Below are 25,482 nucleotides of genomic sequence, written 5' to 3' on the forward strand. Positions count from 1 at the left end.
TTTCCGGAGCCGCCATGTTGATCAAGCGCAGTCCCAACGGCATTGAGTTGCCGTATTCTTCCGAAATCACGCCGCGTGCCGTGTTTGAATCGCGCCGCAGCTTCATCAAGCAAGTGGCGCTGGGCTCCGTGTCCAGTGCGGCCTTGCTGGAAATGGCCAGCCGCGAAGCGTTCGCGCAAGGCACCAATCCCAAGCTGGCTGCCAAGCTCAATCCCGCCTATTCCGCGCTGGACAAGCAGACGGCCTATAAAGACGCCACCAGCTACAACAATTTCTACGAATTCGGCACGGACAAGAGCGATCCGGCGCAAAACGCGGGCACCTTGCGCACGCGGCCGTGGACGGTCAGCATCGAAGGCGAAGTCAAGAAGCCGATGACCCTGGACCTCGACGCGCTGCTGAAGCTGGCGCCGCTGGAAGAGCGCGTCTACCGGCTGCGCTGCGTGGAAGGCTGGTCGATGGTCATCCCTTGGGTTGGCTATTCCTTCTCGGAAATCATCAAGAAGGTCGAGCCGACGGGCAATGCCAAGTACGTGGAATTCATCACCCTGGCCGACAAGAAGCAAATGCCGGGCGTGGGCAGCCGCGTGCTGCAGTGGCCCTATACGGAAGGCTTGCGCATCGATGAAGCGAACCATCCGCTGGCGCTGCTGACCCTGGGCATGTATGGCGAAACCTTGCCGAACCAGAACGGCGCGCCCGTGCGCATGGTCTTGCCGTGGAAATATGGTTTCAAGTCAGCCAAATCCATCGTCAAGATCCGCTTCGTCAAAGAACAGCCGCGCACGTCCTGGAACCTGTCGGCGCCGTCCGAATACGGGTTTTACTCGAACGTGAATCCGAACGTCGATCATCCGCGCTGGTCGCAAGCTTCCGAGCGGCGCATCGGCGAAGACGGTTTTCTCGCGCGCAAGCGCAAGACCTTGATGTTCAACGGCTACAACGATGTCGCTTCCCTGTACGCGGGCATGGATCTGAAGAAATTCTTTTAAGGAAAGACCATGGTCCTCAATCCCACAGCCAGGCAGTTGTCGCTGCTGAAAAGCCTGATCTTTTTGCTGGCGCTGCTGCCGTTTGCACGCATGGTCTGGCTGACGTACACGGGGCAGCTGGTGGAGCCGCTGGAATTCATCACGCGCGGCACGGGCGACTGGACCCTGTATTTCCTGTGCATCAGCCTGGCGGTGACGCCCTTGCGCCGCTTCACGCAGTGGAATTGGCTGATCAAGCTGCGGCGCATGCTGGGCCTGTTCGCCTTTTTCTACGCGGCGCTGCACTTCACCACGTTTTTATGGTTCGATCACTTTTTCGATGTGCAGGAAATGTGGAAGGACGTGCTCAAGCGCCCGTTCATCACGGTAGGCTTTATCGCTTTCGTGCTGCTCATTCCGCTGGCCGTGACGAGCACGAACGGCATGGTGAAGCGACTGGGTGGCAAGCGCTGGCAGTGGCTGCACCGGCTGATCTACATCATCGCGCCGCTGGGCATCTTGCACTTCTGGTGGATGAAGGCGGGCAAGAATAATTTCGCGCAACCGATCCTGTTCGGCAGCATCGTCGCGCTATTGCTGGTAATCCGCGTTTATTTCGCCTGGAGCAAGCGGGAGAAAAGCGCCAGGGCGGCCAAGGCTGCCACCCCGGCACGCTCGGCTTAGGTTGCCGGCACGATCACCGGTGGCGGCGGCACGGGCGCCGGTTCGACGGGGCCTTTGGCTGGCGCGCCTTTGGCCGCGGGTGGCTTGGGCAGGTACAGGGGGCCGGTCTGGCCGCAGCCGGCCAGGACGCTAGAAACCACAATGGCGGTGCCGATATAAAACGCTGAGGATGACTTCACGATTAGAATCACGGTTTGATTAAGATCTTTGGAGTGTAGCATGAGCGAATCGGAATTCCTGGCCCTGGCCGAAGCCACCCTGACCCAGATCGAGGCGGCGCTGGACCGGCTGAACGATGAAGACGTGCTCGACGTCGAATGCAGCCGCAGCGGCAATGTGCTGGAAATCGAGTTCATCGACAACGGCACGAAAATCATCGTCAACAGCCAGGCCCCCATGCGCGAAATGTGGGTGGCCGCCCGTTCCGGCGGTTTCCACTATAAGCGCGTGGGCGACGAGTGGATCAACACGCGCGACGGCTCCGAACTGTTCGCGGCCCTGTCGGCCATGGCCAGCGAGCAGGCGGGCGCGCCGGTGGTCCTGAAGTAATTCTGACTGCCGTGGCAATAAAAAAAGGGCAGCCTTTGCAGGCTGCCCTTTTTGCATGATTACCGTTTAAAACAACTCGTTCTTCACGGCTTCTTTCGCCTTTTCTTCCTCCGGCGTGCCGCGCGCCGCGCCTTCCAGGCTGCCTACGCCCGTGCCCGGTGGATTTTCCGCATAGTAGTACTCGTCGCCCACGTGGATCAGGCCTTCCGGCACGGCGCGTTCCTCGACGGGAATGCTTTTCAGAGCTTTCGCCATGTAGCTGATCCAGATCGGCAAGGCCAGGCCGCCGCCCGTTTCGCGGTTGCCCAGGTTGCGCGGCTGGTCGTAGCCGATCCAGGCGATACCGACCAGCTTGGCCTGGTAGCCGGCAAACCACGCGTCGATGGAATCGTTGGTCGTGCCCGTCTTGCCGGCCAGGTCGGGACGCTTCAGGGCCATGGCTTTATTGGCCGTGCCGAAGCGCACGACGTCGTTGAGCATGCTGTTCATCATGAAGGCATTGCGCTCGTCGATGACCCGGTTGGCTTCCTCGCCCGCGAGGTCCGGCTTGGCTTGCGACAACACATTGCCATCGCTATCGGTGACCTTGGCGATCAGGTAGGGGTTGACCTTGTAGCCGCCATTGGCGAACACGGCATAGGCGCCCGCCATCTGCAGCGGCGTCACGTTGCCGGCGCCCAGGGCCAGGGTCAGGTATGGCGGGTTCTTGTCCGCGTCAAAGCCGAAGCGCGTCGCGTATTCCTGGCCATACTTGGCGCCGATCTTGTGCAGGATGCGGATGGAAATCATGTTTTTCGATTTCATCAAGCCCTTGCGCATGGTCATCGGGCCATCGTATTTGCTGTCGTAGTTCTTCGGTTCCCATGCCTGGCCGCCCGTCTGGCCCGCGTCGAACGAGATCGGCGCATCGTTGATGATGGTGGCCGGCGACAGGCCCCGCTCCAGCGAAGCGGAATAGATGAAGGGCTTGAAGGCCGAGCCGGGCTGGCGCCACGCCTGCGTGACGTGGTTGAACTTGTTGCGGTTGTAATCGAAGCCGCCCACCATGGCGCGGATGGCGCCGTCGGTGGTGCTGGCCGAGACGAACGCCGATTGCACTTCCGGCATCTGCGTCAAGACCCAGGCGTTGCCTTCTTGCATGACGCGGATCACGGCGCCGCGCTTGATGCGGCGGTTCGGCGCCGCTTTTTCCGACAGCCAGGCCGCGCCGAAGGTCAGGCCGGGGCCGGTAATGGTGATTTCCTCGCCGGCCGAGGTGACGGCCTGCAGCGATTTTGGCGAGGCCTGCAGCACCATGGCGGCGATGATGTCGTCGCTGTCCGGGTGGTCGGCCAGTTCCGTCTCGATCGCGTCATCGGCTTCGGCCTTGGTTTTCGGAATCTCGATATAGGCTTCCGGACCGCGGTAGCCGTGGCGTTTCTCGTAATCCATCACGCCCTTGCGCAAGGCGATGTAGGCGGCGTCCTGGTCGGCCTTGGTAATGGTGGTGTAGACGTTCAGGCCGCGCGTATACGTGTCTTCCTTGAATTGTTCGTAGACGAGCTGGCGCGCCATTTCCGACACGTATTCCGCGTGCACGCCAAAGGCGCTGCTGTCGGTTTTCACTTTCAGCTCTTCATTCTTGGCTTCCGTGTATTGCTCTGGCGTGATGTAGCCCAGCTGCGCCATGCGCTGCAGGATGTATTGCTGGCGCATGCGCGCGCGTTTCGGATTGACGACGGGGTTGTAGGCCGACGGCGCCTTCGGCAAGCCGGCCAGCATGGCCGCTTCGGCCACGGTCAGGTCCTGGATATTCTTGCCGAAATAGATTTGCGCGGCCGAGGCGAAGCCGTAGGCGCGCTGTCCCAGATAAATCTGGTTCATATACACTTCCAGGATCTGGTCCTTGCTGAGGTTTTTCTCGATCTTCCAGGCCAGCAAGACTTCATACGCCTTGCGTTTCAAGGTCTGTTCGCTGGACAGGAAGAAATTGCGTGCCACCTGCTGCGTGATGGTCGAGGCGCCTTGCTTGGCGCCGCCCGTCAGGTTGTGCAGGGCCGCGCGCGTGATGCCCAGGTAATCGACGCCGCCATGTTCATAGAAGCGGTCATCTTCGATGGCCAGCACGGCTTTCTTCATGACATCGGGAATATCCTTGATGTGCACCATGTTGCGCCGCTCTTCGCCGAACTCGCCGATCAGCACGCTGTCGGAGGTGAAAATCCGCAGCGGCATTTTCGGCTTGTAATCGGTCAGGGTATCGAGCGCGGGCAGGTTCGGATACGCCATGGCCAGGCCGAATACCACCAGCAGCACGCCGACGACGCCCAGGCCCAGGAACGATACCAGGGCCATCAGCAGAAAGCGTTTGGGTTTGCTGCCCTTCTCGGGCGGTTTCGAGCCAGCGTTGCCAGCGGATTTTGAAGATGTCATGCGTGTCATGTCTTTCAGTAAATTTATGCCGGTCAATTATAAGCGAGCTTGCCGGGGTGGCAGCGCGCTGTGGCGCTTGCCGGGGGAGACAGTCGAAACTTGCCGATACTCTATATAAGCGTGTATTGGCCCGCTGGCAACCAGGATTTGGTAACAATTATCCTGCGCCAGATCACGGCCCTGCCAGATAGGCGCCGCGCGCCGCAGACTCCAGCGTGAAATCCATTTACAAGCCAGCGCTGCCGGGACTAGGCTTTCGGATGGCAGGACCTCCTTCCACGCTGACTTTTCTCTATGAAAAACATGTCCATCAGCAGTTTTCTTGGCACGGGCTTGCTGGGCGTCGACATGGCGGACGATGCCGTGCGCGTGGTCGAGTTGAGGCGCCGGCGGGGGAAACTGTCGTGCCGCCATTACGGCAGTTCTGCGCTGGCCGCAGGAGTGATGTTTGAAGGCAATATCGAAGATCTGCAGGGCCTGGCCGATGCCGTGCGCCAGGCTTATCGCGACAGTGGCAGCGGCTGCACCCGCGTGGCGCTGGCCATGCCGGCCACGGCCCTGATCACGCATGCGATCCGCCTGCCTGCCGGATTGCCGGAGGAGCAGCTGGAAATCCTCGTGGAACTGGAAGCGGCGCAATACATGCCGTTTCCGCTGGAAGACGCCAGTCTGGATTTTGTCATGCTCGGCCCCGCGCCGCCGCTTGCCGGCCAGACCGGCAGCGAGATCGACGTGCTGCTGGTGGCGGCGCGGCGCGCCAGCGTGCAGCACCGTCTCGATGCGGCCAAGGCGGCCGGGTTGACGCCGGTCATCATGGATAGCGAGGCGCTGGCCTTGCAGGCGGCGCTCGCGCAGGGCGGCTGGCAAGCCTTGTCCGATGGTGGCGTGGCGTACCAGTTGGCCTGGGGGCTGGCCATGCACCGGTACGCCCGATGAAGACTGTGGCGAAAGTGCCGTGTATCAACCTTTTGCCATATCGCCAGGCGGCACGCCGCAAGCGCATTCAGTGGCTGCTGTGGCAACTGGCCGGCGGGGCGTTGCTGGGATTGCTGCTGGCCCTGGCGGCGGGCGCCTGGCTGCAGCAGCAGCTCGACGCGCAGCTGCGCCGGCAGGACGGTTGGCGCCATCGCATGCAGCAAGTCAATGCCGTCCTCGCCGCGGGCAAGCGGGTGCAGGGCGAGACGGCGGCGCTGCTGCTGCGCCAGCAGGCCATTGCCAGTCTGCAAGAGCAGCGCAATGCCTGGGTGCGCATGCTGGCGGCCCTGGCCCAGGCGATGCCGGCTGGCGTGGCCTTGCACAGTGTGCGTCAGGAAACGGCGATGGTGCGCCTGCAAGGGCAGGCCGTGTCGCAGGACAAGGTCGCGGCATTGCTGTTGGCGCTGGAGCAGGCCGCGCCCTGGTCCCGCCCGGAAGTGCTGGAGGTGCGCGGCGTGGCCGATGGCGCCGTGGAATGGACGATACGGCTGGCTTTGGCACCCGCTGGGCAATCTTAGTCGTGGAGGTTGATCATGCTGAGCTTGAAGACCGCGTCGCTGTGGCCGCTACCGGCGCGCCTCGCTTGCGCCGCCCTGGCCGGTACGCTGGTGGCCGCGCTGCTGCACGCCGTGTGGCTGGCTGGACTGATTGCCGCCGTGCAGGCGGCGCAAGGCGAGGAGGGCCGCTTGCGCACCGATTATCTGGCGGCGCAGGCCAGGGCGAAGCAGTTGCCGCAGTGGCGTGCAGAGCAGCGCCAGGCCGGCGCCGAACTGGCCCTGCTGGAACAGCAATTGCCGGACCAGCAAGCAATGGCGGCGCTGTTGACGGACATTAACGCCGCCGGCCAGGCGCGTGGATTGCAATTTTCACTGTTCAAGCCGGGTGCTGCGCGGCCGCAAGCGCCGTATGTCGCCTTGCCGATCGCCATACAGCTGCGCGGCGGCTATCACGCCATGGGCGCGCTGCTGGCGGACCTGGCGCGCCTGCCGCGCATCGTCACCGTGCATGCGCTGGCCCTGACCCTCGGCAAGGACCGCTTGCTGACCCTCGATGCCGTGCTGCAAGCGTATCGCTTGCCCGAAGCGGGGGAGCTGGCGGCGCAAGCGGTATTGGCACCCAAGGCGGGCGCGCCCGCAGTGACACCAACTTGGCGTCCGCTTGCCGCTGTCGCGCCGCATCCCTACGAGGCCGCCGCCCTGGCTGATCCTTTTAACGCCTTGCCGCCCGCGCCCAGTCAGCAGGGTGGCGTGGCGGGGCCGGACCCGCGGCGAATGCGCGAACCGCTGGAAAGCGTGGCCTTGCCGGCCATCAGCATGGTTGGCAGCGTGCAACAGGATGGGCGCCTGTGCGCATTGCTGCTGGCGGGCCAGCGCGTGTACCGGGTGGCGGTGGGGCAATATCTGGGACCGGACCACGGCCAGGTCACGCAAATCAGTGAACAGGCGCTGCAATACAAGGAGCTGCTGCAGGACTGGGGAGGCGGATGGCGCGAGCGGCGCGGCAGCCTGGCCTTGCAGGTGGCGGGGGCTGCTCCGAAGGCCAGCCTGCCCGAGGCGGCGCCATGAGGCCGCACCGCATGCTCCTGGCCGTGATGCTGTGCCTGCATGCCGGCGGCCTTGCCCAGGAAGCCGTGGTGCAAGTGACGGCGCCGCGCCTGTATGCGGGCGACAAAATCTCCGTCGATTTCCAGAACGTGGGCGTGCGCGCGGCCCTGCACATCCTGGCCGATGCGTCGGGGCAAAACATCATCGCCAGCGACAGCGTGGCGGGCAATGTGACCGTGCGCCTGCGCGACTTGCCGTGGGACCAGGCGCTCGACGTGCTGCTGCAGGCCAAGGGCCTGGACATGCGGCGCAACGGCAACGTGCTGTGGATCGCGCCGCGCGAGGAAATCCTTGCGCGCGAAAAGCTGGAACTGGAACAGCGCGCGCAGATCGCGGAACTTGAACCGTTGCAGTCAGCCATCTTCCAGCTCAATTACCAGAAGGCCGAAGCGTTCCGCACCGTGTTCGGCCTGGACGCGGGGGAAGGGCGCAGCCGGCTGCTGTCGCGCCGTGGCAGCGTGCTGATCGAGCCGCGCACGAATCAGCTGTTCGTCACCGACGTGCCGGCGCGCCTGGAACAGATCCGCCAGCTGATCGCCAAGACGGATATTCCAACGCGCCAAGTAATGATCGAGGCGCGCATCGTCGAGGCGAACGACAGTTTCAGCCGCAACCTGGGCGCGCGCCTGGGTTTTACAGACCAGCGCCTGGCGGCAGGCCAGCTGCCAGGCTTTTCCCTGGGCGGCAGCGGGCGCCGCGCGGCCATCGGCGGCAGCTACCAGGGCGTGGGCGAGGCGACGGGGCAAACGGTGGCCGGCAGCGGCGCTTTCGTGCCGAACACGCAATTCGTCAACTTGCCGGCCGCCAGCATCAATGGCTTGCAGCCGGCCAGCTTCGCCCTGAGCCTGTTTTCAGCGGCCGCCAACCGCTTCCTGAACCTGGAATTGTCCGCGCTGGAAGCGGACGGCCGGGGCAAGATCATTTCCAGCCCCCGCGTGGTGACGGCCGACAAGGTGCTGGCGCTGATCGAGCAGGGCATCGAGCTGCCGTACCAGGTGGCCACCAGCAGCGGCGCCACGTCGATCACGTTCCGCAAGGCGAATTTGCGCCTGGAAGTGACGCCGCAGATCACGCCGGATGGCAACGTGGTGCTGGAAGTGGACGTCAACAAGGATAGCGTGGGCCAGGAAACCCGTTCCGGCTTCGCCATCGACACCAAGCACGTGCGCACGCAAGTGATGGTGGAAGATGGCGGCACGGTGGTGCTGGGCGGTATTTATCAGCAATCCGAACGGGGCACGGACAGCAAGGTGCCGATTCTTGGCGACATTCCCGTGCTCGGTGTTTTTTTCCGCAGCACGGGCCGCAGTCAAGAAAAAACGGAACTAATGGTGTTTATTACGCCGAAAATAGTGGCAGATCGGCCAGCAACACGTTAATGTCACATCTTTACGTTTAAGTAACAATGCAAACGAAAGCGGACTGATGGCGACTATGCGGAATGTATCTTGGGGCAACACTTATTGGAGTCGGGTATCGAATTGGCTGGTCTTGCTGGCGCTGGGCGCCTTGCTGGCCGCATGTGGCGGCGGTGGCGGCGATCCGACCCTGGGTGTCAAGGATGGCGCGAATGCCGGTGTCGGCAGCGTGGTACTGGTGGCTGGCGCAACAACGATTGTGGCATCGGGCGCGGACGGGACGGAAGTCGTGCTGACGGCAGTGGTGAAAAATCCCGGCAATAATGCCATGACTGGCCAGACGGTGACCTTCACCGCCAGTTCCGGCACCATCAGCAACACCAACCGCGTGACGGATGCGAATGGCACGGTGACGGAAAAACTCAGCGTGAAGGGCGATGCGAGCTTGCGCGACATTACCATCAAGGCCAGCAGCGGCGGCGTCGAGTCGGCCCCCGTGGTGGTGAAAGTGGTGCCTGTCACCTCGGGTATTGCCAGCTTGCTGCTGACCTCTTCCGGCGGCACTCTGGCGTCGTCGGGCGGTACCGCCGTCAACATGATCGCCTTTGTCAAAGACGCCAACAATGCCGTCGTGCCCAATGCCAGTGTGACATTCAGTGCCGATTCGGGCGCGCTGGGTGCGACAAAGGTCAATACCAATGCGCAGGGACAGGCGCTGGTCAGCCTGAATACGGGGGGCGACGCCAGCTTGCGCACGATCAAGGTCACGGCCAGCGCAGGCGCGCAGACGGCCAGCACGGACATCGGCGTCAGCGGCACCCGGCTGGTCATCAGTGCCTTTTCGACGGTGAACCTGAAGACGAGCACCGACATGGTGGTCAAGCTGGTCGATTCGAGCGGCAATCCCCTCGTTGGCAAACCGGTGACATTCAGCGCCCGCAGCAATGCCATCACGGTCAAGGGCGGCGGCGCCAGTCCCGCGCTGACGGACAACAACGGCCAGCTGGTGTTGACCTACAGCGCCCAGGCGGGCAGCAGCGACAGCATCAGCGTCAAGGCGCAGGGTGACAGCGTCGTCTTGCCAATTGCAATCAATGCTTCGAACTTCACGATCAATGCCGTGTCGGGTGGCAATGTTGCCTTGACCACCCTGAACACGAACACCTGCTATGCGGTGACGGTGCATAGCGATGTGGCTGGCGTGCCACAAACGGGCAATGTGCGTTTCAGTACGTCGCGCGGCGGCATCTACCAGGACGCCGCCTGCGGCACGCCATTGCAGGCGCCGCTGGCGCTGGTGGGCGGCAATGCCATCGCCTACGTACAGGCCAGCGGCGCCGGCCTGACCGCCCTCACGGCGAAGTACGAAGACAGCGGCGCCTCGGTACAGTCGGAAGTGGAGTTCGTTGCGCCACTGACGGCCCAGGCCACGATCAGCCTGCAAGCCGACCCGGCGGTCATCGGCGCCAATACGGCCGGCAGCACGGCGCAACGCAGCGCCTTGCGCGCCATCGTGCGCGATGGCACGGCGGAAAACAACCTGGTCAAGAATGCACAGGTGAGCTTTTCGATCCAGAACGATGCCAGCAATGGTTCCCTGAGTTCGCCTTCGCTGGTTGCCACCGACAGCGATGGCGTGGCCACGGTCAGCTACATCGCGGGGCAGGGCACCACCGGTGTCGATGGCGTCGTTGTCAAAGCGCAACTGCAGGGTGTGTCGAGCAATGCGGCCACGGTCAAGCTGACGGTGACGAAAAAATCGCTGTTCATCAGCGCCGGCAGCGGCAACGCGCTGGATGCCTCCGACAGCAGCACCTACCGCAAGACGTATAGCGTGTTTGTGACGGACGCCGCCGGCAACCCCGTGCCGGACGTGATCATCACGGCAGCCGCCTGGCCACGCTATTATTACAAGGGTTATCTGCAATACTCTCAGGCTGCCCAGTCGTGGGTGGTGGCAGCCGCGTTGAAGTGCGACAATGAAGACCGGGACCGCAGCGGCACCTTCAATCCGAATAACGACCTTAATCTGAATGGCCGTCTGGACCCGGGCATTCCGCTCAATCTGTCGACCGGCGGCAAGACCGACAGCTCGGGAACGGCGCTCGTCACCCTGACTTATCCGCGTGACAGGGCCCACTGGCTGGACGTCGAATTGACGATTCGCGGCAATAGTTCCGGGACGGAGGCAACTTATGTCGGTTACACTTTGCTTCCGGGGCTGGCCACGGACTTTAACCGCGTGGATATTTCACCGCCAGGCGTCATTAGTCCGTATGGGCAAGCCACTGATTGTCGTAATCCAAATTAACTGTCGCAGCAAATGCAAAATCTGTTTTTAGTAGGCCTCATGGGCGCAGGCAAAACCACGATCGGGCGCATCCTGGCCCGCAAGCTGGGCTTGCGCTTTGTCGATTCCGACCACGAAATCGAAGCACGCACGGGAGCGACCATCCCGTGGATCTTTGAAATCGAGGGCGAGGCCAGCTTTCGCCGGCGCGAGGCCGAGGTCATCCGCGACCTGAGCGCCCAGCAAGGTATCGTCATGGCCACGGGCGGCGGGGCCATCCTCAACGCCGACAGCCGCGCCTACCTGAAGGAACGGGGCACGGTCGTCTACCTGCGCGCCAGCGTCAGCAACATCCTCGCGCGCACCAGCCACGACAAGAACCGTCCCCTGCTGCAGACGGCCGACCCGCGCCGGAAGCTCGAAGAATTGACGGCGCAGCGCGAGCCCCATTACATGGAAGTGGCCGACATTGTGATCGACACGGGCCGTCCTAACGTACAATCGATGGTTCAGACCATCCTGATGCAGCTGGCCAGCCTCGAATGCGAGGCCTCGCCCAATTGCGTCATTCATGCAGAGCCTTCGATGAACGAGCAATCCAAAATGTTGTTGAGCGTAGACCTCGACGAACGCAGTTATCCGATCGCCATCGGTCCTGGCCTGCTGGCCGACGCCGACGCGCTGCTGCGCCATATCAGCGGCCACAAGGTGGCCATCGTCACCAATACCACCGTCGCGCCGCTGTACCTGGGCCGCCTGCAGGCGGCGCTTGCCAGCGACGGCCGCGAAGTGATCAGCATCGTCCTGCCGGATGGCGAAGAATATAAAAACTGGGCCAGCCTGATGCAGATCTTCGACGCGCTGCTGGCCAATAAATGCGACCGCAAGACCACCCTGGTGGCGCTGGGCGGCGGCGTGATCGGCGACCTGACCGGCTATGCGGCAGCGAGCTACATGCGCGGCATCGGCTTCGTGCAGGTGCCTACCACCCTGCTGGCGCAGGTTGATTCCTCCGTCGGCGGCAAGACGGGCATCAACCACCCGCTGGGCAAGAACATGATCGGCGCCTTCTACCAGCCGCGCGCCGTGATCGCCGATACCTCGACCCTGGAAACCCTGCCGGCACGCGAGCTGTCGGCGGGCCTGGCCGAAGTGATCAAGCATGGCGCCATCATCGACGCGGCCTTCTTCGACTGGATCGAGGCGAACATGCCCAAGCTGATGGCGCGCGACAAGGGCGCCCTCGCGTATGCGATCGCCCGCTCGTGCGAAATCAAGGCTGACGTGGTGCGCCAGGACGAGCGCGAAGGCGGCTTGCGCGCCATCCTGAATTTCGGTCACACCTTCGGCCACGCCATCGAGGCCGGCCTCGGTTACGGCCACTGGCTGCACGGCGAAGCCGTCGGCTGCGGCATGGTCATGGCGGCCGATCTGTCGTGCCGCATGGGCTATATCGACCAGGCTGCCGTCGAGCGCGTGCGCAAACTCGTCGCCGCCGCCGGCCTGCCGGTCAAGGCGCCGGACCTCGGTGTCGAGCGCTGGCTGGAATTGATGGAGGTCGACAAGAAGAACGAGGGCGGCGCCATCAAGTTCATCCTGTTGCAACCGCTGGGCAGCCCGAACATCACGTCCGCGCCGCATGAGCTGGTGCTGGCCACCCTGGCCGCCGGAGTGCAATAACATGCTGCCCGAAGACTTCCTCGCTCCCTATGCAGCCCATTCGGCACAGGGGCAGGGACGTCGTTTTGCCGAGGCGCCGCACGCCTCGCGCAGCCAGTTCCAGCGCGACCGCGACCGCATCATCCATTCCTCGGCCTTCCGCCGCCTCGAATACAAGACGCAGGTCTTCCTCAACCACGAGGGAGACCTGTTCCGCACGCGCCTGACGCACAGCCTGGAAGTGGCGCAGGTCGGGCGCTCGATCGCGCGCAACCTGCGCCTCAATGAAGACCTGGTGGAAGCCATCGCGCTCGCGCATGACCTGGGCCACACGCCGTTCGGCCACGTGGGCCAGGACGTGCTCAATGAATGCATGCAGGAGCATGGCGGCTTCGAGCACAACCTGCAAAGCCTGCGCGTGGTCGACACGCTGGAAGAGCACTACGGCGCCTTCGATGGCTTGAACCTGATGTTCGAGACGCGCGAAGGCATCTTGAAACACTGCTCGCTGACGCATGCGCGCGAACTGGGTCCCGTGGCGCAGCGCTTCATCGACCGCACGCAACCGACCCTGGAAGCGCAGCTGACCAACCTGGCCGATGAAATAGCCTACAACAGCCACGATATCGATGACGGCCTGCGTTCCGGCCTGATCACCATCGCGCAGCTGGAAGAGGTGGAATTCTTCGGCCGCCTGTGGCGCGACGTGCAGCAGGCGTTCCCCGGCCTGTCGGGCCGGCGCGCCATCTATGAAACCCTGCGCCGCCTGATCACGGCCCTGGCCGACGATCTGATCGTCACCTCGACCAGCCTGATTGCCGATGCCGCGCCACGCGACGTGAACGAAGTGCGCGCCAGTGCCCCGCTGATCCGTTTTTCGGACGCCATGCGCAAGGATGCGACGGACCTGAAACGCTTTTTACGGGCGAACCTGTATCGCCACTACCAGGTCAACCGCATGCGCGTAAAGGCCAGCCGCATCGTGCGCGAACTGTACGACAGCTTCATGGCCGAACCGGCCCTGCTGCCGCCCGACTACCAGCTCAAGGATGGCGACGTCACGCAGCAGGCGCGCAAGATCGCCGACTACATCGCCGGCATGACGGACCGCTACGCGATCCGCGAGCATCGCCGGCTGTATTCGCTCGACGAGTTGTAACGGTCCCTGCGGGCACTGACCTGCCCGCGCGGCGCTGCATGTCGGGTTACGCCGTTCCGGCTAACCCGACCTACCAATGCAAGCGGTCATGGGGGAATCCGACCTACTCCGCATTGTCGATCCTGTCAATTGGCATGATCAACTAGGTCCCCGCACTATCACCCCAATACCCCCGCAGCACCTTCTTTTCTATCATGGCAGCAAGTCAACAAGGGCTTGCCGCCCATAGTCAAGGAGAGTGTCATGATTGAATCGCGCCGCAGTTTCTTGCGCGCCTTGCCAGCCGTAACCATCGGTGCGGCCATCGCGCCGCTGCCAAGCACGGCGGCCACCAAGGGCGAAGGCGGCCAGCGTTGGGCGATGGTGGTCGATGTGCAGAAGTGCATCGGCTGCCAGGCTTGCACGGTCTCCTGCATCATGGAAAACGCCGTACCGGAAAACAGCTTCCGCACCGTCGTCTCCACCTATGAAGTGAGGGAAGAGAACCGCTGCGGCACCTACATGCTGCCGCGCCTGTGCAACCACTGCGCCAATCCCCCCTGCATTCCCGTCTGTCCCGTGGGCGCCACCTTCCAGCGCAAGGATGGCGTCGTCGTTGTCGATGGCGACCGCTGCGTGGGCTGCGCCTACTGCGTGCAGGCGTGTCCTTACGACGCGCGCTTCATCAACCACGAAACGGGCAAGGCCGACAAATGTACGTTCTGCGCGCACCGCGTCGACGAAGGCCTGCTGCCGGCCTGCGTGGAAACCTGCGTGGGCGGCGCGCGCATCTTCGGCGACCTCAATGACCCGGAAAGCCTGGTGCACCAGCTGCTCACCGAGAACAAGGTGAAGGTGCTCAAACCCGAGCAGGGCACCCAGCCCCACGTATTTTATTTGGGACTGGACACGCGCTTCGCCGGCCACGTCGAAGGCGAAGCGACTCTTTGGCAACCGAGCAAACACGGGAAATAAACCATGGACAGCCACATCACCGAAATTGTCAACGTCACGCGCGAAGCGGCATGGCTGCCGTGGGCGGTGCAGTATTTTTTCCTCATCGGCCTCAGTTACGGCAGCTTCATGCTGACCTTGCCGTATTTTGTTTTCGGCCGCAAGGCGTATGAACGCCTGGGGCGCATCGCGCTGCTGGCGTCCCTCGTGTGCGGCATGACGGCGCCCGTGGCGCTGCTGGCCGACCTGCACGGGCCGGGCCGCTTCTACCATTTCTATATCTACTTCCAGCCGCAATCGTGGATGTCGTGGGGCTCGTTCTTTATTCCCCTGTATCTGGGTTGCCTGATGCTGTACGCGTGGCTGGCGCTGCGGGTGGATTTTGCCACGCGAGGGCAGGGACATGACCGACTTGCCTTTGCCTATCGCCTGCTGGGGCGCGGTGGCGCCGCATCGCGCAAGGCCATCGTCAGCGCCGCCGCCTTCACCTTTCTGGCCGCCTTCGTGGTGGGCCTGTACACGGGCATGGAAGTGATGGTGGTGCGTGCCCGTCCGCTGTGGTTCACGCCCTTCCTGCCGGCGCAATTTGCGGCCACGGCCTTTGTTGGCGCCGTGGGCCTGGCGCTGCTGTTCAACCGCTTCCTGCCGGGCCGCGAGCAGGCGCTGGAAGTATCGCTGAACCGCGCGCTGGCCCTGTCGCTGGCGCTGGTGCTGGCGCTGGGCGGCGGCTGGCTGTTCGTCAGTCTCTCCGGCGTGAGCGCCAGTCACAGCATGGCCTTTACCCAGGTGGCCGGCATGCCGCAATGGCAGTTCACGGCCGTCTGGGCCGTGCTGTCGTCCATCGTGCCGATGGCCCTGGCCATCTGGCGCCCTGCCAGCAGTGGCCTGGTCAACGGCCTGATCGCGCTGCATAGCGCCTGGATGATGCGCTGGACGATCTTCATCGGCGGCCAGACGATCCCGAAAACGGGCGCGGGCCTGTACGACTACCACCTGCCGATGGGGAACGACGGCTTGATGGGGATTATCGGCACGGCCGGCCTGTGGATCGCGCTGCTGTTGCTGATGCTGGAATTTTTGCCATGGGCCGGACGCATGCTGCGCAACCGTCCCGCCATGGCCATGCACTGAGGAGTTAGAAATGAACGAACGCACAAACAACGACGACCGCAACGACGTCCCTGAAGACGACAATGAAAAACGCCGCAAGCTGCTGCGCTATGGCGCCATCGGCGGTGGCCTGGCCGCGTTTGCCGCCAGCTTTTCCACGACGGCCGGCCGCATGGTTGACCACGCGCTGGGTAAAGATAAACCTGTGCAGAAACTGCACGGCAATTCGCTGCCGCCCGAGTTTTCCGTCGACACGGCCACGGGCAAGCTGACCGTCAATCCGGACCAGCAGGTCAGCTACACCATGTGCATGGGCTGCACCACGTTTTGCGGCGTGCGCGTGCGCCTCGATAAAAAAAGCGGCAAGGTCTTGCGCGTGGCGGGCAATCCGTACAGCCCTCTGTCGGCCGACCCTGCGCTGCCATATCAAACCTCGATACGCGACAGCTTCGTGTCGCTGTCGCGCTTCCAGGAAAAGGGCTTGAAAGGCCGCTCGACGGCTTGCGGCCGGGGCAACGGCGTGCTGGAACAGATGGAGTCGCCGTTCCGCGTGCTGGCGCCCATGAAGCGCGTGGGCCCGCGCGGCGGCGGCCAGTGGGAGCCGATCGCTTTCGATCAACTGGTCAAGGAAGTGACGGAAGGCGGCGACCTGTTTGGCGAAGGCCACGTACAGGGCTTGCGCGCCTTGCGCGAGCTGGAAAAGCCGATCGATCCGGCGCAGCCGGAACTGGGCCCGCAAGTAAACCAGGTGGGCCTGATGTGCAGCACGGACGATGGCCGTCTGGCGTTTGGCACGCGCTTTTTCAAGCAGTCGTACGGCAGCTTAAACCTGGTCAACCACGGCTCGTATTGCGGCGGCGCCTACCGCAGCGGCTCGGGCGCCATGTTCGGCGACATGAAGAAAATGCCGCATGCGAAAGTGGACCTGGAAAACACGGAGTTCTGCATTTTCGTCGGCACGGCGCCGGGTAATGCGGGCAATCCGTTCAAGCGCCAGGGCACCCTGATCGCGAAAGCCCGTTCGGGCAAGCGCGAATTCAGCTACGTCGTCGTCGATCCCGTGCTGACGAATGCGGACAGCCTGGCCGCGGGCGACCGCAGCCGCTGGGTGCCGATCAAGCCGGGCACGGACGGCGCGCTGGCCATGGCCATGATCCGCTGGATCATCGAGCACGAACGCTATGACCGCAACTTCCTCGTGCAGCCGAACCTGAAGGTGGCGGAAGCGGCGGGCGAGGCCGCCTGGTGCAACGCCACGCATCTGATCATCAACGAAAAGGGCCATCCGCGCGATGGCCGCTACCTGCGCGCGTCGGACATCGGTGCGGTGGAGCTGGCGGAAGAAGAGCGCTACAAGGATGGCGACGCCTTCTGCGTGATCGACGCCGCCACGCAAGCGATCGTGCCGCACAATGCCGCCAAGGGCGAGGCACGCCTGTTCTTCGACGGCCCGCTGGACGTGGCCGGCGCGCCGCTGCACCTGAAGACGGCGATGACGATGCTCAACGAAGAAGCGCAGCGCCACAGCATGGGCGAGTATTCGGCCGCCTGCGGCATCGGGCGCGACATCATCGAAGGCCTGGCGCAGGAACTGACCAGCCATGGCAAGCGCGCGGCCGTCAATGCGCACGGCGGCATGATGTCGGGCGCCGGTTTCTATAACGCCTATGCGCTGGTCATGCTCAATACCCTGATCGGCAATTTGAACCGCAAGGGCGGCACCCTCGTCAATGGCGGCAGCTTCAAGGATGCGGGACCCGGTCCGCGCTATAACCTCGAGAGTTTCGACGGCGAGATCAAGGCGGCCGGCATGCCGATCGGACGCAATGTGCCGTATGAAAAAACCTCGGAATTCAAGCTGAAGAAAGAAGCGGGCAAGGCTTATCCGGCCAGGGCGCCGTGGTATCCGAACGCGCCCGCGCTGGCCACCGAATGGCTCACCAGCGCCATGAACGGCTATCCCTATACTTTGAAGGCGCTGATACTGTGGAGCTGCAATCCCGTCTACGGCATCACGGGCTTGCGCGCGCAGATCGGCAAGGAGCTGGCCGATCCGAAGAAGATTCCCCTGATCGTCGCCATCGACCCCTTCATCAATGAAAGCTCGGCCTTTGCCGACTACCTGCTGCCCGATACCTTGCTGTATGAAAGCTGGGGCTGGGCTGGCGCCTGGGGCGGCATGCCCGTCAAAATGAGCACGGCGCGCTGGCCCGTGGTCGAACCGCGCGTGCAAAAGACACCGGACGGCCAGACCATCTGCATGGAATCGTTCTTCATCGCGCTGGCCAAAACGATGGCCTTGCCCGGCTTCGGCCCGGACGCCTTGCAGGACATGGATGGCCAGCGCTTTCCCCTGCAGCGCGCGGAAGACTGGTATCTGCGCGGCGGCGCCAACATCGCCTGGCAGGGAAAAACGTCCGTGCCTGACGCGAGCGACGACGACATCGACCTGTCCGGCGTAGCGCGCATCCGTCCCGAGCTGGAACGTACCCTGAAGCCGGAAGAGTGGCGCAAGGTGGCCTTCATGCTGGCGCGGGGAGGGCGCTACCAGAGCTATGGCGAGATGTTCGGCCTGCGCCTGCCGCCACCGGCGAATGCCAAGGCGCCGGCTGCTCCTGTGCCCGTGACCGACGAGACGCCGTATCCGCAGGACTGGTCCACGCACCGTTATCTGAAACCGATGATGCTATACAACGAGGGCCTGGGTGTGAGCAAGAACAGCTTGAGCGGCAAGCGTTTCCCTGGTACGCCCGCGTGGAGAGTGGCGGCGTTTGCCGATGGCACGCCCGTGCGTAAAACCTATCCGGCCAGCGAATGGCCGTTCGAGTTGATCAGTTTTAAGTCGGCGTTGCAAAACTCGTACAGCATCGGCGCGCGGCGCTTGCGCGGCATCCATCCCGACAACCCGGTCGCCGTGCACCCTGACGACGCGGCCCGCTTGAAGCTGCAAAATGGCGACGTGATTTACCTGGAAACGCCGGGCGGCAAGGCCCGGGCGACGGTGATGCTGCGCCACGGCGTGCAGCGCGGCGTGATCGCCATCGAGCACGGTTTCGGCCACAAGGAGCACGGCGCGCGCGCCCACCGCATCGGCAAGTCGCGCCAGCCCGATGAACCGGCCATCGGCGCGGGCATCAACTTGAACGACCTGGGCTTGACGGATCCGAGCCGCGGCGACAAGAACGTGTTTGTCGATCCCGTCTCGGGCACGTCGGTGCGGCAGGGACTGCCGGCGCGTATCGTGCGGACTTAGATTTGTCCACTAGTTGGTAGGTCGGATTAGCGTAGCGTAATCCGACAGACAGCCTAAATCGCCCCACCCGCCATCAGCAGCCGGGCCACCTCGGCTGCTGAATGCAGGCCCAGTTTTCCCATCGTGTTATGGCGGTGCACCTGCACCGTCTTGTCGCTGATGCCCAGTTCGCGGGCGATGACTTTCGATGCTTTGCCTTCGGCCATCAGCAGCGCCACTTCGCGTTCGCGTGCCGTCAATGTCGCCAATGCTGCCTGTGCCGTATTTGTGCTGGCGGCGCTGCGGCTTTCTTCCACGCTGCGGGCCACGGCGCGCGAGACGGCGTCCAGTAGCACCTGGTCCTTGCATGGCTTTTCCAGAAAATCGCAGGCGCCTGCCTTCATCGTCTGCACGGCCATGGCCAGGTCGCCGTGGCCGCTGAGGAAAATCACGGGCAGCGCGATCGCGTGGCGTGATAGTTCCTGCTGCAATTCCAGCCCGCTCATCAAAGGCATGCGCACGTCGAGCAGCAAGCAGCCGGGCGCATGGCCCTCATAGCGCTGCAGGAAATCGCGCGCCGACTCGAACGTCTGCACTTGCCAGCCGGCCGAATCGAACAGATAGGCCAGCGAGCGGCGCATGGCGGCATCGTCATCGACGACAAAGATGATGGCATCGCTTTCATTCATGGTGTTTCCTCTTGCATTTCCTTGTGCGCTTCCATATGCGTATCTTCAGGGAGCCGGAACCAGACCGTCAAGCCTGGCGCATCAGCGTTGGCGTGCGCCGACAGGCTGCCGCCGAACGATTCGATGATGCTTTTGCTGAGTGACATGCCCAGTCCCAGGCCTTCGGCTTTGGTGGTAAAGAACGGTTCGAACAATCGCGCCATCTGCGCTGCCGGCAGGCCGCATCCCGCGTCGCGCACGGCTACCGTGCAGGCGCCGTTTTCGCGGTGCAGCAGCACGCCGATCGGATGCTGCGGATTGCCGTTTTCCACCTGCGCATCGAGCGCATTTTTCAGCAGATTGAGCAGCACCTGCTGCACTTGCTGCGGGTCGGCCAGCACGCGCGCGTCAAGATTGCTGCCTTCGTGGTTCCAGCTGATATGCGCGTGCGGATGGGCGGCGCGGAACAGCGATACGGCTTGCTCGACGGCGTCGGCCAGGGCGAAGGCCGTGCTGTGCGCGGGACGTTTTTGCGCCATCGTGCGGATGTGGCGGATGATGGCGCCCGCGCGTTCGCTTTGCGTGGCGATTTCCTGCGCGCCGTCGAGCAGGGGCGCCGCGTCGAGCCGGCCCGCCGTGATGCGGCGCGCCATGCCGCGCGCGAAATTGCCGATGGCCGCCAGCGGCTGGTTCAATTCGTGCGCGATGGCGCTGGCCATTTCGCCCAGGATCGCCAGGCGCGCCGTGTGGTCGAGCGTGGCCTGGCGCTGGCGCGCCTGTTCTTCCAGCGCGCGCTGCTGGTGCTGGGCCGCGCGCAATTGCTCCGTGCGCCGGCTGACCAGGTATTCCACGCGCACCGTGTGCACGGCCCAGGCAATAAGTAGGGCCAGCACCAGCAGCATCCAGCCCCAGTAGCGGCGCAGCGCCGTCTCGAACGTCAGCTTGTCCAGATAGGCGTAGGGGCCGATGTGCAAGTCGCGGAACAGTTCATCGACGATCTGGTAATCGCTGGGCACCGTCCAGCTGTAGCCTTCATCGGTGCGCGGCATGGCCAGCAGGGCTTGCGCCACTTTTTTCGCCAGCGCGGGCGGCGTCTGGCGCAGGGCCACGAAGGGCCAGTCCGGATACAGGCGCGACGAGCTGGCGCAGCGAAAGCCGGGTATCGGGCGCGTGGTGATCACGCGCAGTTCCTCGGCGCGCACTTCGCCGCGCGCCACCATCTGTTCCAGCAGGCAGGTGCGCACGATGCCCGCATCCATGTGCCCCGACCGCACGGCGTCGACGATCTGCTGCGAGGGAAAACCGCTGTAGCGCAGGCTGGCAAAATCGTGCGCGGGATCGATGCCCGCTTCGCGCAGTTCGCGCGCGGCGATCTGGTAGCCGCCAAAGGCGTCGGGCGCCACGGCCATCACATTCTTTCCCGCCAGGTCGGCCAGGTCATGCAGCGGCGACGCGCTGCGCACGACGATGGCCGAGCCGATGGCCTGGCGCGGCGAGTCCGTCCATGGTGATTCCAGGGTGGCGATGCGGCTGGCGCCGTCGCTGTGTTCGAGCGCCACGTAGTGGCCGCTGCTGGTGATGGCGAAGGCGATCGCCTGCGTTTGCACGGCGCGCGTCAGGCCCGCCTGGTCGTAGTCGGCCAGGATGAAACGGATGCCGGGAATGCTGGCCTGCAGGTGGCGCGTCACGTACGACCAGTCCTGCTGCACGGCGTCGCCGCCCTTGTAGGCGAGTACGCCTATTCTCACTTCCGGCAGCGCCGTGTCGGCATGCACTGGCGAGAACAGGATCGCCAGCGTCAGTACGGCAAGCCTGCGCACTAGAACATGCTGCGCTGCGCCGAACGCGCATCGCCGAACAGGTCCAGCAGCAGTTTCTTGATCGGGGCGGGCAGCGGCGCATCGGCGATTTTCGCGCCGTCGTACCAGACGTGCGTCGCTTCTCCTGCCAGCGCCAGACGGCGCGCCACGGTGATGCGGCAGGGGACGATGTGCAGCTTGTAGTGGGTGAAGACGTGGACGATGGGCAGCAGCCGTTCCTGTGATTCGATTTCGCCGAACGGCGCCACGGCGCGCGCCAGTGCCTGCTGGTCGATGTCGCGTGGCGAGTCTTCATCGGCCAGCACGTGGCCATCGAGTTCGGGCAAGGACAGCAAGCCGCCCCAGATGCCCGAACCGGGACGCTGTTCCAGCAGCACCTGGCCATCGTCGATGATGACGAGCATGACGGCGTGTTTTTCCGGGCTGGTTTTCTTCGGTTTGCGCACAGGTAAGTCTTTAACCCGATCGGTGGCGTAGGCCACGCAGCGCGGCTGCAAGGGGCAGCGGCCGCAATCGGGGCTGCTGCGCGTGCACAGGGTGGCGCCAAAGTCCATCAGGCCCTGCGTGTAGGCTTCGATGCCCGTTTCAGGCAGCAGCGCTTCGGCGCGGCGCCACATGGCTTCCTCGACCCGTTTTTCGCCGGGATAGGCATCGATGCCGAACGTGCGCGCGAACACGCGCTTGACATTGCCATCCATGATGGCAGCGCGCGTGCCGCTGGAAAACGCGGAGATGGCGGCGGCCGTCGAGCGGCCGATGCCTGGCAGGTCGGCCAGCAGGGCCGGGTCGCTGGGGAACACGCCGTCGTATTCGGCCACCACGCGCTGCGCGCACTTGTGCAGGTTGCGCGCCCGCGTGTAGTAGCCAAGGCCGCTCCACTGCGCCATCACGTCTTCGACGGGCGCGCTAGCGAGGTCGTGCAGGGTGGGGAAGCGTTCGAGGAAGCGCGCGTAGTAGCCGAGCACGGCGGTGACCTGCGTTTGCTGCAGCATGATTTCGGACAGCCAGATCAGGTAGGCGTCGCGCGTGTTTTGCCAGGGCAGCGCGTGGCGGCCATGCTGCTTTTGCCAGGCGATGACGGTGGCGGAAAAAGTCGGGTCGACATAATCTTCAAAAGGTGCCATGCCCGTGGCGGGCGAGAGCGGATGCAGCAAACGTTTCATGCAGGGTTCCAGTGTTCTGTTGTCTATGTTGTGCTGGCCGCACGCAAAGTGGCCAGCAATTGCGCCAGTTGCGCCTTGTCGCGTTCGAGCGCCGCCAGGCTGGCCTCGAAGCCGGTGATTTTCTGTTCCAGGCTGCCCGTGGCGTCATGGATGCGCTGGATCGAGGCAAAGCGCAGTTTCAGCTGTTCCTTGTACTCGACGATCTGCGCTTCCAGGGGCGCCATGATGACTTTCAGCCAGGCGCTGGCGTCGTCATTGGCATTGGTGAAACTGCGACGCACGCGCGAGGCGATGGTGTCGAAGAATTTTTCCATCAGCACGACGCGGCTGGTGGTGAGCAGGGTCGCCGTGCCGAACTGCTTATGGTAGACGGCTTCGATGTCGGCGATCTCCTGGCGGTAGCGGGCCAGCGAAAACGGCATCGGCAAGGCCAGCGCCAAGCCATGTTCGGAAGCGAATTTGCGGTACATCACGTTCATCATTTCCGTGATCTCGGCCGTCTTGCCTTCCGAACGGTCCAGGTTGCTGGCGATGCGCTCGAAATACTGGCGCACGGCTTCGCGCAGGCCCGTGAAAAAGCGGCTGCGCTGCATGGCGGCGCGCACGCCATCGATATCGTCGCGCACGATGTCCATGCCCAGGCTTGTGTACAGCTCCGTCGACAGGCGGGTAAACACGGCGCGCGTCGCCTGCAGCTTGAACAGGCTGCTGTCGAATTCCTTCTTCTCGATATCGATGCGCCGCATCATGTGCGCGATCACGCTCTGGTTCTTGCCGCGCAGGCTGTGCAGCTCGTGCAGCTGCTCGGCGATGCCGCGCGCGCGGGCCGCCGCCTGCACCTGCTGCGCCGCTTCGATGGCGTCCAGGTCGAACGCCAGCTGGCGCCGGATGATGTCCTTGCGCGCGGGGATCAGCTCCTCGAACAGGGCCGTCTCCAGCGGCAGCAGGCGGCTCTTTTCCAAAAGCGCCGCATCGCCGTTGATCTTGCCCACCAGGGCTTTTTGCGCCGAGACGGGAAACACCTGACTCGCGTCCAGCGTCAACAGATGCGCCACGCTGGCCTGCTGGCGTTCGATCGCTTGCGCCACCTCGGCATCGCCGCGCAATTCGTCCCACATGCTGTCGATCTTGTTGAGCACCACCAGGCGCCCCGCGCCGGCGCCGATATGGTTGCGCCATACCTCGATATCGCTGCGTGTGACGCCCGTGTCGGCCGCCAGGATGAACAGCACCGCGTGCGCATTCGGGATCAGGTTCAGGGTCAGTTCCGGTTCCGTGCCGATGGCGTTCAAGCCCGGCGTGTCGAGGATGACCAGGCCCTGTTTCAGCAGCGGATGGGGGAAGTTGATGATGGCGTGGCGCCACATGGAGATTTCCACCTGGCCGTCCTCGTCGAGCATGGCGGGAGCATCCGCGTCGTCGGCGTCGTACAGGCCGTAGCGCGCCGCTTCCTCGACGCTGACTTTTTTCGTCAGGCTGACCTGGCGGATCGCTTCCTGCATGTCGCCGCCGGCCTCGATATTCAGGGGCAGAATGGTCCAGGCGGCGGGCAGGTCGCGGTAGTCGCTGGTCGACAGGTTCTGCGCGCGCGTCTCGATGGGCAGCAGCCGGATCGAGGGCGGCCAGGCCGTGTCGTACAGCAGCTCGGTGGGGCACATGGTGGTACGTCCCGCGCCCGATGGCAGGATGCGCTGGCCGTAGCCGGCAAAGAAGATGGCGTTGATCAGCTCGGATTTGCCGCGCGAAAATTCCGCCACGAAGGCGACGGATAAACGGTCGTCGAGCAGGCGGGAGCCACAGCGCGCCAGGCGCAGCGCTGAGGCGCCGTCGACCAAGCCCGCCGCGCTGGCGGCTTGCCGGTATGCCTGCAAGGCGGCCTGTACGTCCTGCCGCCATGCGCTGTATTGTTCCAGGTCTCTGACCATCTGCTCCCCTTTACCTATGACTTACTTTTGACAGTTCACGCAGTAGAACGTGGAACGCTGTCCCTGCACGATCTGGCGGATAGTCGCGCCGCACACGCGGCAGGGCTTGCCCGCGCGGTTGTACGTGAAATACGTCTGCTGGAAGTAGCCGGACTGGCCATTCACGCCGATGAAGTCGCGCAGGGTGCTGCCGCCCTGCACGATGGCTTCGGCCAGCACGTCGCGGATCGCCTGCGCCAGTTTTTCGTAGCGCGCCAGACCGATGCGCCGCGCTGGCGTCTTCGGGTTGATCCCCGCGCGGAACAGGCTTTCGGAACAATAGATATTGCCCACGCCGACGACGATGTCGCCCGCCATCAGCACCTGCTTGATGTTGGTGCCCTTGTTGCGCGTTTTTTCGAACAGCAGCTGGCCCGTGAAGCCGCCTTCCAGCGGTTCCGTGCCCAGGCCGCGCAGCAGCGCGTGGCCGTCCAGCGGGCCGTCGGCCTCGTCGTGCCACAGCACGGCGCCGAAGCGGCGCGGATCCGTCATGCGCAGCACCTGGCTGCCGCCGTCCGCATCTTCCACGACGAGGTCGAAATGGTCATGCTTTTGCGCTTCCGTCCCCGTCGGCAGCACGCGCAAATGGCCCGACATTCCCAGGTGGATGATCAGGGTGCCGTGGCGGAAGTGGATCAGCAGGTATTTGCCGCGCCGCCCCGTCAGGCCGATGGTTTGCCCCGACAATTGTTCGCCCAGGGCAGGGGGGAAGGGCCAGCGCAAGCCGTCGCGGCGCAGCACGACGGAGCGCACGGCGCGCCCTTCGAGGTGGGGCGCGACACCGCGCCGTGTGACTTCGACTTCTGGCAATTCTGGCATAGGGCTCGAATGGTTGAAAACCGGGTAAAAAAACAGGCGGCTTGCCGGCCGAGGGCTGGCCCTGGCAAGCTACGCCGCCACGACGTATATATTTCGTTACATACGTGAAGTA

19 protein-coding genes and 1 pseudogene are annotated in these 25,482 nt (G+C 63.9%); 13 read left to right on the plus strand and 7 right to left on the minus strand.

Annotated features, from left to right (window positions below; translation table 11 throughout):
* The first annotated feature begins 14 nt into the window (after positions 1–14).
* Positions 15–992 carry a protein-methionine-sulfoxide reductase catalytic subunit MsrP gene (msrP, locus tag SKZ59_RS14610; RefSeq protein ID WP_034753241.1) on the plus strand — a complete coding sequence of 326 codons (978 nt, stop codon included), beginning with the start codon at positions 15–17 and terminating at the stop codon, positions 990–992.
* A 9-nt stretch (positions 993–1,001) separates the two neighbouring features.
* A complete protein-coding gene (locus SKZ59_RS14615) occupies positions 1,002–1,655 on the plus strand; it encodes a protein-methionine-sulfoxide reductase heme-binding subunit MsrQ (protein WP_319992142.1) in 654 nt (217 codons plus the stop codon).
* Here the strand turns inward: SKZ59_RS14615 and lptM are convergent.
* Complete coding sequence (lptM, locus tag SKZ59_RS14620) at positions 1,652–1,834, minus strand: LPS translocon maturation chaperone LptM (protein ID WP_034753244.1); 183 nt, start codon at positions 1,832–1,834, stop codon at positions 1,652–1,654. The two genes, SKZ59_RS14615 and lptM, sit on opposite strands and share 4 nt — an antisense overlap.
* A gap of 40 nt (positions 1,835–1,874) precedes the next feature.
* On the opposite strand from lptM, the gene cyaY reads away from it, so the two are divergent.
* A complete protein-coding gene (gene cyaY, locus SKZ59_RS14625) occupies positions 1,875–2,204 on the plus strand; it encodes an iron donor protein CyaY (protein WP_035824041.1) in 330 nt (109 codons plus the stop codon).
* A gap of 66 nt (positions 2,205–2,270) precedes the next feature.
* Here cyaY and SKZ59_RS14630 read toward each other — a convergent pair whose 3' ends face one another.
* The gene (locus tag SKZ59_RS14630; protein ID WP_319992143.1) at positions 2,271–4,616 is read right to left on the minus strand and encodes a penicillin-binding protein 1A; all 2,346 of its coding nucleotides are present in this window, start codon (positions 4,614–4,616) and stop codon (positions 2,271–2,273) included.
* A 303-nt stretch (positions 4,617–4,919) separates the two neighbouring features.
* Here SKZ59_RS14630 and pilM point away from each other — a divergent pair, with 303 nt between their 5' ends.
* The 10 genes and pseudogenes from pilM to SKZ59_RS14680 all read left to right on the plus strand — a co-directional run bounded on the left by pilM (position 4,920) and on the right by SKZ59_RS14680 (position 18,957).
* Positions 4,920–5,552, plus strand: coding sequence for a pilus assembly protein PilM (gene pilM / locus SKZ59_RS14635; RefSeq protein WP_319992144.1), 633 nt, complete (start codon positions 4,920–4,922; stop codon positions 5,550–5,552).
* A complete protein-coding gene (locus tag SKZ59_RS14640; RefSeq protein ID WP_319992145.1) occupies positions 5,549–6,109 on the plus strand; it encodes a PilN domain-containing protein in 561 nt (186 codons plus the stop codon). Before pilM ends, SKZ59_RS14640 begins: the two co-directional genes overlap by 4 nt.
* Positions 6,110–6,124: 15 nt before the next feature.
* Complete coding sequence (locus tag SKZ59_RS14645) at positions 6,125–7,156, plus strand: pilus assembly protein PilP (RefSeq protein ID WP_319992146.1); 1,032 nt, start codon at positions 6,125–6,127, stop codon at positions 7,154–7,156.
* 92 nt (positions 7,157–7,248) lie between these two features.
* Positions 7,249–8,574: pseudogene (locus tag SKZ59_RS14650) on the plus strand (type IV pilus secretin PilQ); the annotation flags it as partial.
* A gap of 112 nt (positions 8,575–8,686) precedes the next feature.
* Entirely contained in the window at positions 8,687–10,864 is a 2,178-nt protein-coding gene (locus SKZ59_RS14655; protein ID WP_319992147.1) for an Ig-like domain-containing protein, read from the plus strand.
* Positions 10,865–10,903: 39 nt separating this feature from the next.
* Complete coding sequence (gene aroKB, locus SKZ59_RS14660; protein ID WP_413774553.1) at positions 10,904–12,523, plus strand: bifunctional shikimate kinase/3-dehydroquinate synthase AroKB; 1,620 nt, start codon at positions 10,904–10,906, stop codon at positions 12,521–12,523.
* The gene (locus tag SKZ59_RS14665) at positions 12,483–13,661 is read left to right on the plus strand and encodes a deoxyguanosinetriphosphate triphosphohydrolase (RefSeq protein WP_413774554.1); all 1,179 of its coding nucleotides are present in this window, start codon (positions 12,483–12,485) and stop codon (positions 13,659–13,661) included. The genes aroKB and SKZ59_RS14665 overlap by 41 nt, the downstream gene beginning before the upstream one ends.
* Before the next feature lie 243 nt (positions 13,662–13,904).
* A complete protein-coding gene (gene dsrO, locus SKZ59_RS14670) occupies positions 13,905–14,615 on the plus strand; it encodes a sulfate reduction electron transfer complex DsrMKJOP subunit DsrO (protein ID WP_319992150.1) in 711 nt (236 codons plus the stop codon).
* 3 nt (positions 14,616–14,618) lie between these two features.
* Positions 14,619–15,725 (plus strand): NrfD/PsrC family molybdoenzyme membrane anchor subunit, encoded by a 1,107-nt coding sequence (gene nrfD / locus SKZ59_RS14675; RefSeq protein ID WP_319992151.1) that lies wholly within the window; start codon positions 14,619–14,621, stop codon positions 15,723–15,725.
* 10 nt (positions 15,726–15,735) lie between these two features.
* Entirely contained in the window at positions 15,736–18,957 is a 3,222-nt protein-coding gene (locus tag SKZ59_RS14680) for a molybdopterin dinucleotide binding domain-containing protein (RefSeq protein ID WP_319992152.1), read from the plus strand.
* A 53-nt stretch (positions 18,958–19,010) separates the two neighbouring features.
* Here SKZ59_RS14680 and SKZ59_RS14685 read toward each other — a convergent pair whose 3' ends face one another.
* Genes SKZ59_RS14685 through mutM form a run of 5 tightly spaced genes read right to left on the minus strand, consistent with a single transcriptional unit; the run spans position 19,011 to position 25,370 of the window.
* Positions 19,011–19,625 (minus strand): response regulator transcription factor, encoded by a 615-nt coding sequence (locus SKZ59_RS14685; protein ID WP_319992153.1) that lies wholly within the window; start codon positions 19,623–19,625, stop codon positions 19,011–19,013.
* On the minus strand, positions 19,622–21,424 hold the full coding sequence (locus SKZ59_RS14690) for a PhnD/SsuA/transferrin family substrate-binding protein (protein ID WP_319992154.1): 1,803 nt from the start codon (positions 21,422–21,424) through the stop codon (positions 19,622–19,624). The genes SKZ59_RS14685 and SKZ59_RS14690 overlap by 4 nt, the downstream gene beginning before the upstream one ends.
* On the minus strand, positions 21,424–22,587 hold the full coding sequence (gene mutY, locus SKZ59_RS14695) for an A/G-specific adenine glycosylase (protein ID WP_413774555.1): 1,164 nt from the start codon (positions 22,585–22,587) through the stop codon (positions 21,424–21,426). Before mutY ends, SKZ59_RS14690 begins: the two co-directional genes overlap by 1 nt.
* A 23-nt stretch (positions 22,588–22,610) precedes the next feature.
* Positions 22,611–24,512, minus strand: a complete 1,902-nt coding sequence (locus tag SKZ59_RS14700) for a dynamin family protein (RefSeq protein ID WP_319992155.1) — start codon at positions 24,510–24,512, stop codon at positions 22,611–22,613.
* 21 nt (positions 24,513–24,533) lie between these two features.
* On the minus strand, positions 24,534–25,370 hold the full coding sequence (mutM, locus tag SKZ59_RS14705; RefSeq protein WP_219330174.1) for a bifunctional DNA-formamidopyrimidine glycosylase/DNA-(apurinic or apyrimidinic site) lyase: 837 nt from the start codon (positions 25,368–25,370) through the stop codon (positions 24,534–24,536).
* Positions 25,371–25,482: the final 112 nt, after the last annotated feature.

Source organism: Janthinobacterium sp. GMG2 (assembly GCF_033949445.1).
In the GTDB taxonomy this organism is placed as follows: domain Bacteria; phylum Pseudomonadota; class Gammaproteobacteria; order Burkholderiales; family Burkholderiaceae_D; genus Janthinobacterium; species Janthinobacterium aestuarii.

Bases quoted from the DNA above. Each gene is read 5' to 3' on its own strand.
- SKZ59_RS14615 (WP_319992142.1), top strand. From the start codon at position 1,002: ATGGTCCTCAATCCCACAGCCAGGCAGTTGTCGCTGCTGAAAAGCCTG.
- mutM (WP_219330174.1), bottom strand. From the start codon at position 25,370: ATGCCAGAATTGCCAGAAGTCGAAGTCACACGGCGCGGTGTCGCGCCC.
- cyaY (WP_035824041.1), top strand. From the start codon at position 1,875: ATGAGCGAATCGGAATTCCTGGCCCTGGCCGAAGCCACCCTGACCCAG.
- pilM (WP_319992144.1), top strand. From the start codon at position 4,920: ATGTCCATCAGCAGTTTTCTTGGCACGGGCTTGCTGGGCGTCGACATG.
- SKZ59_RS14680 (WP_319992152.1), top strand. From the start codon at position 15,736: ATGAACGAACGCACAAACAACGACGACCGCAACGACGTCCCTGAAGAC.
- nrfD (WP_319992151.1), top strand. From the start codon at position 14,619: ATGGACAGCCACATCACCGAAATTGTCAACGTCACGCGCGAAGCGGCA.
- SKZ59_RS14640 (WP_319992145.1), top strand. From the start codon at position 5,549: ATGAAGACTGTGGCGAAAGTGCCGTGTATCAACCTTTTGCCATATCGC.
- SKZ59_RS14630 (WP_319992143.1), bottom strand. From the start codon at position 4,616: ATGACATCTTCAAAATCCGCTGGCAACGCTGGCTCGAAACCGCCCGAG.
- aroKB (WP_413774553.1), top strand. From the start codon at position 10,904: ATGGGCGCAGGCAAAACCACGATCGGGCGCATCCTGGCCCGCAAGCTG.
- SKZ59_RS14685 (WP_319992153.1), bottom strand. From the start codon at position 19,625: ATGAATGAAAGCGATGCCATCATCTTTGTCGTCGATGACGATGCCGCC.
- SKZ59_RS14700 (WP_319992155.1), bottom strand. From the start codon at position 24,512: ATGGTCAGAGACCTGGAACAATACAGCGCATGGCGGCAGGACGTACAG.
- SKZ59_RS14645 (WP_319992146.1), top strand. From the start codon at position 6,125: ATGCTGAGCTTGAAGACCGCGTCGCTGTGGCCGCTACCGGCGCGCCTC.
- mutY (WP_413774555.1), bottom strand. From the start codon at position 22,587: ATGAAACGTTTGCTGCATCCGCTCTCGCCCGCCACGGGCATGGCACCT.
- msrP (WP_034753241.1), top strand. From the start codon at position 15: ATGTTGATCAAGCGCAGTCCCAACGGCATTGAGTTGCCGTATTCTTCC.
- dsrO (WP_319992150.1), top strand. From the start codon at position 13,905: ATGATTGAATCGCGCCGCAGTTTCTTGCGCGCCTTGCCAGCCGTAACC.
- SKZ59_RS14665 (WP_413774554.1), top strand. From the start codon at position 12,483: ATGAGCTGGTGCTGGCCACCCTGGCCGCCGGAGTGCAATAACATGCTG.